The organism is Actinomadura verrucosospora (assembly GCF_039540335.1).
Classification (GTDB): Bacteria; Actinomycetota; Actinomycetes; order Streptosporangiales; family Streptosporangiaceae; genus Spirillospora; species Spirillospora verrucosospora.
In genome coordinates this window covers 85,396-92,429 of record NZ_BAABEV010000038.1, presented here as the reverse complement: position 1 = coordinate 92,429, position 7,034 = coordinate 85,396, and the positions used below count along the sequence as shown (strand labels likewise).

General features: G+C 75.4%; 7 protein-coding genes and 1 pseudogene. 3 read left to right on the top strand and 5 right to left on the bottom strand.

Features of this window, described 5'->3' with window-relative positions:
- From ABD944_RS31755 to ABD944_RS31745, 3 genes and pseudogenes are all read right to left on the bottom strand, one after another.
- Positions 1–375: pseudogene (locus ABD944_RS31755) on the bottom strand (M56 family metallopeptidase); the annotation flags it as partial.
- The gene (locus ABD944_RS31750) at positions 372–734 is read right to left on the bottom strand and encodes a BlaI/MecI/CopY family transcriptional regulator (RefSeq protein ID WP_345182972.1); all 363 of its coding nucleotides are present in this window, start codon (positions 732–734) and stop codon (positions 372–374) included. The gene ABD944_RS31750 and the pseudogene ABD944_RS31755, both read right to left, overlap by 4 nt.
- Before the next feature lie 5 nt (positions 735–739).
- Positions 740–1,660: a cation diffusion facilitator family transporter gene (locus tag ABD944_RS31745; RefSeq protein WP_345182971.1), complete on the bottom strand. Its 921-nt coding sequence runs from the start codon at positions 1,658–1,660 to the stop codon at positions 740–742.
- Between the two features lie 176 nt (positions 1,661–1,836).
- On the opposite strand from ABD944_RS31745, the gene ABD944_RS31740 reads away from it, so the two are divergent.
- Entirely contained in the window at positions 1,837–3,252 is a 1,416-nt protein-coding gene (locus tag ABD944_RS31740; RefSeq protein WP_345182970.1) for a dihydrolipoyl dehydrogenase family protein, read from the top strand.
- Here the strand turns inward: ABD944_RS31740 and ABD944_RS31735 are convergent.
- Together ABD944_RS31735 and ABD944_RS31730 are read right to left on the bottom strand one after the other, a co-directional pair.
- Positions 3,240–3,935: an ABC transporter ATP-binding protein gene (locus ABD944_RS31735; protein WP_345182968.1), complete on the bottom strand. Its 696-nt coding sequence runs from the start codon at positions 3,933–3,935 to the stop codon at positions 3,240–3,242. The two genes, ABD944_RS31740 and ABD944_RS31735, sit on opposite strands and share 13 nt — an antisense overlap.
- Positions 3,932–4,987, bottom strand: a complete 1,056-nt coding sequence (locus ABD944_RS31730) for an FtsX-like permease family protein (protein WP_345182973.1) — start codon at positions 4,985–4,987, stop codon at positions 3,932–3,934. The genes ABD944_RS31735 and ABD944_RS31730 overlap by 4 nt, the downstream gene beginning before the upstream one ends.
- 170 nt (positions 4,988–5,157) lie before the next feature.
- On the opposite strand from ABD944_RS31730, the gene ABD944_RS31725 reads away from it, so the two are divergent.
- Together ABD944_RS31725 and ABD944_RS31720 are read left to right on the top strand one after the other, a co-directional pair.
- Positions 5,158–6,363, top strand: coding sequence for a sensor histidine kinase (locus ABD944_RS31725; RefSeq protein ID WP_345182967.1), 1,206 nt, complete (start codon positions 5,158–5,160; stop codon positions 6,361–6,363).
- Positions 6,360–6,998: a response regulator gene (locus ABD944_RS31720; RefSeq protein ID WP_345182966.1), complete on the top strand. Its 639-nt coding sequence runs from the start codon at positions 6,360–6,362 to the stop codon at positions 6,996–6,998. Before ABD944_RS31725 ends, ABD944_RS31720 begins: the two co-directional genes overlap by 4 nt.
- Positions 6,999–7,034: the final 36 nt, after the last annotated feature.

Below are 7,034 nucleotides of genomic sequence, written 5' to 3'. Positions count from 1 at the left end.
GACGCAGACCGCGTCGTTGTGGATGCGGACGGGCAGGCCGTGGACCACGGCCGCCCGGCGGGCGGCGGCCCGGCCCGCGGCGGCGGGCGCGGCGGCCGACAGCACGGCCGCCGGGATCCCCACCGCGTCCGGGACCGGCCGGTCGTCCCCGAACAGCGCCCACTCGGGGACGTGCGCCGCCGCGGACGGGGCCAGCGTCGCCGCGTAGTTGACGGCCACGAAGAAGCCGGTGCCGAGCGCGGCCACCGCGGTCAGCGCGCCGGTGGTCGCGAGCAGCCGCGCCGACCAGGACGGATGGAGCCGTGACGGCGCCTTCGCCAGCGCGGCGCTCAGCGTCAGCATGATGGCGAGGGGCAGGAAGGTGAACCAGTTCACCCGCCGGCCTCCGGAGGGTCGAGGAACTCGCGCAGCTTGCGCGCCTCCTCGGCGCTGAGCGACCGCGCGAACCGGTTCAGCACGTTCCCCGGGTCGCTGGCGTGCCGCAGGTGGTCGCGCATGCGCCCCGCCACCAGCTCGGACTCGTCGACGGCGAGCCGGTACCGGTAGTGCCGGCCCGCCCGGGCGCGCGTGACCAGCTTCTTGTCGTGCAGCCGGTGCAGGATGGTGTTCACCGTCGTGTAGGCGGGATCACCGTCCAGCCGCTCCACCAGCTCGGCGGTGCTGGCCGCCCCGCCGAGCCCGGCCAGCGCGGCGAGCACCTCCGCCTCCAGACGTCCGAGCGGCCTGCGCGTCACCGTCCTCAGCCCTCCTTACGCAGCACGTCCGGCTCAAGATAGACGAGCCGGGCGATCGGGACCGCCGCGCGGATGCGGGCCTCGGCGTCGTTGATCGCGTCGGCGACCTCCCGCGCGTCGTCCCGCAGATCCACGGCGATCTTCGCGGCCACGAGCAGCTCGTCCGGCCCGAGGTGCATGGTGCGCATGTGGATCACCGCGGGGACGTCGCTGCCCTCCACGATCGCCCGCCTGATCAGCCGCAGGTGCTCCGGCGTCGCGGACTCCCCGACGAGCAGGCTCTTGACCTCCGTGGCCAGCACGATCGCGATGGCCGCGAGCAGCACGCCGATCGCGGCGGTGCCGATCCCGTCCCAGACGCCGTCGCCGGTGACCAGGGTCAGGCCGACGCCCGCGAGGGCGAACACCAGCCCGACCAGCGCGCCGGTGTCCTCCAGCAGGATCACCGGCAGCTCCGGCGACTTGGACCGGCGGACGAACTGCACCCAGCCCGCCCGTCCGCGGCTGCGGTTCGACTCCCGGACGGCGGTGCGCAGCGCCGCCCCCTCCAGCGCGATCGCCACCAGCAGGACGGCGATCGGCACCCACTGCCACTCCTCGATCGGGTGCGGATCGCTGATCTTGTGCCATGCCTCGTACAGCGCGAACAGCCCGCCCAGGCTGAACAGGACGATCGCCACCAGGAACGCGTAGATGTAGCGCTCGCGCCCGTATCCGAACGGGTGCTCCTCGGTCGCGTCCCGCTGCGCGCGCTTCCCGCCGATCAGCAGCAGCGCCTGGTTGCTGGAGTCGGCCACCGAGTGGATCGCCTCCGCCAGCATGGACGACGAGCCCGTCAGCGCGAACGCCACGAACTTGGTGACCGCGATCCCGAGGTTCGCGGCCAGCGCGGTGATGACGGCCCTGGTACTGCCTTCGGCGCTCACGAACTCCCCTGTCGTGCGGTCTGCAACCACACTTGTAGCAGAAAGGCGGAGGCCCGGGAGAACCGGTCCCCCGATTTGCGATCATTGACGGCGGCAGGGGGGAGTCCTGCCGTACGCCGCGGTGTCCGGCAGGATCCGGGTGGACGAGACTGCGGCCGATCGGAAGGGCTGGGGGCATGGACGAGTTCGATGTCGTGGTGGTGGGGGCCGGGCCGACGGGTGAGAACCTGGCCGAGCGGGCGCACGCCGGCGGGCTCAGCGTGGCGGTCGTGGAGAGCGAACTGGTGGGCGGTGAGTGCTCGTACTGGGCCTGCATGCCCAGCAAGGCGCTGCTGCGCCCGGCCGCCGCGCTGGCGGACGCGCGGCGGCTGGCCGGCGCCCGCCAGGCGGTGACCGGGCCGCTGGACGCCGAAGCGGTCCTCAGGCGCCGGGACGAGTTCACCTCGCACTGGAAGGACGACGGCCAGGTCGAGTGGCTGGAGGGCGCCGGGCTCGTCCTGGTGCGCGGCCGCGGGCGGCTGGACGGGCCCAGGCGCGTCGCGGTGCAGACCCCGGGCGGCGGGCGGCGGGTCCTGACCGCCCGCCACGCCGTCGCGGTGTGCACCGGCACCCGCGCGGCCCTGCCCGGCCTGCCGGGCCTGGCCGAGGCGCGCCCCTGGACCAGCCGCGAGGCGACGTCCTCCGAGCGGGTGCCGCCGCGGCTGGCCGTGATCGGCGGCGGCGTGGTGGCCTGCGAGATGGCCACCGCCTGGCGGGCGCTCGGCAGCGAGGTGGTGCAGCTCGTGCGCGGGTCGCGCCTGCTGCCGCGCATGGAGCCGTTCACCGGCGAGGCCGTGGCCGAGGGCCTGCGCGCGGCCGGCGTGGACCTGCGCTTCGGAACGTCGGTCACCGGTGTCCGCCGCGACGGACCGGTGACGCTCACCCTGGACGGCGGCGACACCGTCACCGCCGACGAGGTCCTGTTCGCCACCGGCCGCACGCCCGCCACCGACGACCTCGGGCTGGACACGGTCGGGCTCACCCCGGGCCGGCCGATCCAGGTCGACTCCACCGGGCTGGCGGTCGGCGTGCCCGGCGAGTGGCTGTACGCCGCCGGGGACGTCAACGGCCGCGCGCTGCTGACCCACCAGGGCAAGTACCAGGGCCGGATCTTCGGCACGGTCATCGCCGACCGCGCCGCCGGGCGCCCCCTCGACACCGCCGCCTGGGGACGCAGCGTCGCGACCGCCGACGAGCGGGCGGTCCCGCAGGTCGTCTTCACCGACCCCGAGGTCGCGGCCGTCGGCCCCACCCTGGAGGAGGCGACGCGGGAGGGGCGCCGGGTGCGGGCGGTCGACTACGAGCTCGGCAACGTCTCCGGGGCCTCGCTGTACGCCGACGGCTACCAGGGCCGCGCCCGCGCGCTGGTCGACCTGGACAGCGAGACGCTCCTCGGCGTCACCTTCGTCGGGGCGGGGGTGGCCGAACTGCTCCACTCCGCCACCATCGCGGTCACCGCCGAGGTCCCCCTCTCCCGCCTCTGGCACGCCGTCCCCTCGTACCCCACCATCAGCGAGGTCTGGCTCCGCCTCCTGGAGACCTACCGCGGCTGACCGGCGGCGGGGGCGCTCTCGGACAGGCGGCCGTCGGTCATGGAGTACACGCGGTCGGCGGCGGCGAGCCTGGCCAGATCGTGGGTGACCATGACCGTGGCCAGCCCCCGGTCGCGGGTGAGGCGGTCGAGCAGCTCGACGACCTGCTCGCCGCGGACGTGGTCCAGGGCGCTGGTGGGCTCGTCCACGAGCAGCACCTCCGGGCCGTTCATCAGGGCGCGGGCGATGTTGACCCGCTGGCGCTCGCCGCCCGACATCTGGTGCGGCCGCTTGTGCTCCAGCCCCGCGAGGTCGACGGCGGCCAGCAGGTCGCGGGCCCGGCCGGCGGCCCGCCGCGGCGACCGGCCGGCCATGTGCGCCATCACCGTCAGCTGGTCGAGGGCCGTCAGCGAGGCCGGCAGGTTGGGCTGCTGGAAGACGATGCCGATGTGGTCGCGGCGCAGCCGGGTCCGTTCGGCGGGGCGCAGCCCGGCGGTCTCCCGGCCCGCCACGGCCACCGTCCCGGAGTCGGGGGACACGAGCGTCGCGGCCACGGCCAGCAGGCTCGACTTGCCGGATCCGGAGGGGCCGACGACCGCGGCGAACTCGCCGGGCCCGACCGCCAGGCTCACCCGGTCGAGCGCGGTCAGGGTGCGGTCGCCGTCGGGATAGGTCAGGACGACGTCGGCGAGGGCCAGGCTCATCGTGCGGCTCCCAGCGCGGTCAGCGGATCGACGGAGGTGATCTTGCGGATGGCCAGCGCGGCGCCGGCCGCGCCGAGCACGACCAGCACCGCGACGGGCAGGACGGTGGTGGCGGCCGAGACCACGAACGGGACGCCGTCCCCGATCGCGAGGCCCGCCAGCCCGCCGGCGGCGCCGCCGAGCCCGGCCCCGGCCAGCAGGACCAGCACGGCCTGGGCGAGCGCGTCACGCAGCAGGTAGCCGGTGCTCGCGCCGAGCGCCTTGAGCACGGCCACGTCGCCGCGGCGCTGGATCGTCCAGACCGTGAAGAACGCGCCGATGACCAGGGCCGAGATCGCGAAAAGGAACCCCCGCATGAGCTGCAGCGACCCGTTCTCGGAGGAGAACGACGGGATCGCGGACTTCGCGTCCCCCTGGGCGATCGTGGTGGTGCCGAGCCGCCGGTCGGCCGCGTCCAGGTCGGGACGCCCCGTCTCGCGCAGCAGCAGGACGGTCGCGGCAGGGCCGCCGCCCGACGGCTCCAGGGCGCGCCAGTCCTCGATCCCGAGCCAGGCGACCGGCGTGTGGCTGTAGGACGACGCGGCGCCCGTCCCGGCCACGGTGAGCCGGTGCCCGAGGACGTCGACCCTGGCGCCGGCCGCCAGTCCGGTGCTGTCGGCCAGTTCCGCCGACAGCACGATCTGCCCGGACGCGGGCGGGTGCGCCCGGTCGCCGGGAGCGACGCCGAAGAGCGCGGCCGGTGCTCCGCGCGCCCCGGACGGGCCGAAGGTCATCCGGCCCATCGAGACGCCGAGCGGCTCGGCCCGCACCCCCGCGACGTCCTGCCAGGCCCGCGCCGTCGCGTCGCTGATCCGGCTCCCCGCGAAGGACGTCTCCCCGCCGAACACGACATGGTCGGCGGGGAGGTCCTCGATGGCCGAGGCGCTGTCGCGCGCCAGGCCGGCCGTCAGGCCGGACAGCAGGGTCACCAGCAGCGTGATGAGCAGCACGACCGACCCCATGAGCGCGAACCGCCCCTTGGCGAACCGCAGGTCTCGCAGCGCCACGAACACGTGGGCCCCCGTTCCCGTCATCATCCGAACCGACGTTTCCCAGCGTGCGCCGCGGGCCCGTCCCGGCGCATCGTGCGGCGGGACGGGCGGAGCGCCTTCTTCCGGACACCGGGACATCAACCATTCGATCGATGCGGCCCGGGCGCCCCGTCGCCTACTGTGAGTGAGAAATGCCGAACGATCTGTTCTCGCCCGCGATGCGGTTGCTCGGCTGGGCCGTGCACGGCACCTTCCTGGTGCTGCTCGCGATCGCCCTGGTCCGCACGCTGCACGACGCGCGGGCGGGAATCGCCGCGGGCGGCCTCGCCCTCGGGGTCCTCTACGCCGCCGGGGTGGTCTGGGCCCGGCACGAACGGCGCCCTCGCCCGCTCCCGGCGCGGCTGTGGCTCGCGCTTCTCACCGCGGCCTGGGCGGGGCTGGCCCTGTCCTCCCCCGACTTCGTCTGGCTGGCCTTCCCGCTGTTCTTCCTCTACCTGCACCTGCTGCCGCTGCCCGCCGCGCTGCCCGGTGTGGCGCTGCTGACCGCCGCGGCGATCGGGGCCGTGGCCTGGCACGGCGGCGGGGTCACGCTGGCGGAGGTTCTGGGCCCGAGCGTCGGCGCCTCCGTCGCCACCCTCATGGCCCTGGCCTACCGGGCGCTCTACCGGGAGAGCGAGCAGCGCCGCCTGCTCATCGAGGACCTGGTCAGGACCCGCGAGAGGCTGCTGCGCGCGGAGGCCGACGCGGCGCGGCTCACCGAGCGCGAGCGCCTGGCCCGGGAGATCCACGACACGCTCGCCCAGGGGATGTCCAGCATCATCCTGCTGCTGCGCGCCGCCCGCCGCGACCTCGACAGCGACCGCGACGCCGCGGTGGGGCGGCTGGCGGAGGCCGAGCAGGCCGCCGCGGAGAACCTGGAGGAGGCCCGCAACTTCGTGCGCGCGCTGGCCCCGCCCGCCCTGCAGCGGTCCTCCCTGCCGGACGCGCTGCGCCGCATCACCGAGTCGGCGGACGCCCGGTCGACCGCCCGGATACGTTTCCAGGTCTCCGGGTCCCCCGCCGATCTCCCGGTCGACCACGAGGTCGCGCTGCTGCGCATCGCCCAGGGCGCTCTCGGAAACGCCGCCGGCCACTCCGGCGCCGAGAACGTCGGGGTCACCCTGACCTATCTTGACGACATGGTGGTGCTGGACGTCTTCGACGACGGCCGCGGCTTCGATCCCGCGGCGGCCGGCGGGCGCCCGCCGGAGAGCGGGGCGGGCACCGGCTACGGGCTGCGGGCGATGCGCGACCGCGCCCGGGCGCTGGGCGGCGCGCTCACCGTAGAGTCGGCTCCGCGGGAGGGGACGGCCGTGGTGGCGACCCTGCCGCTGCCCGGCGGCGGGGAGCGGCGGTGAGCGGGCCGATCCGCATCCTGCTGGTGGACGACCATCCCGTGGTGCGCTCCGGGATCCGCGCCATGCTCGCCGACCAGCCCGGCTTCGCGCTGGTCGGGGAGGCGGCGACGGGGCGGGAGGGCGTCGAGGAGGCGCGCCGGCTCCGCCCCGACGTCGTGCTGATGGACCTGCAGCTCGGCGCCGGGATGCACGGCAGCGAGGCCACCCGCGAGATCACCGCCGCGGGGGCGGGCGCGCCGCGCGTCCTCGTGCTGACCACGTTCGACACCGACTCCGACATCCTCGCCGCCATCGAGGCCGGCGCCACCGGCTACCTGCTCAAGGACGCGCCCCCCGACCGGCTGTTCACCGCGATCCGGTCGGCCGCCGCCGGGGACAGCGCGCTCGCGCCGAGCGTCGCCTCGCGCCTCCTCGGCCGGATGCGCTCGCCCACCGCGACGCCGACCGCGCGCGAGCTGGAGGTGCTGCGTCTGGTCGCCGAGGGCCTCTCGAACCGGCAGATCAGCAAGCGGCTGTTCCTCAGCGAGACCACGATCAAGACGCATCTGGTGCACCTCTACGCCAAGCTCGGCGTCGACTCCCGCACGGCCGCGGTCGCCGCCGCCTCCCGTCGCGGCCTGATCCGCCCACCCTGACCCGGCGTCGATCGGGTCCGGCCGTCCCGTCCGGGA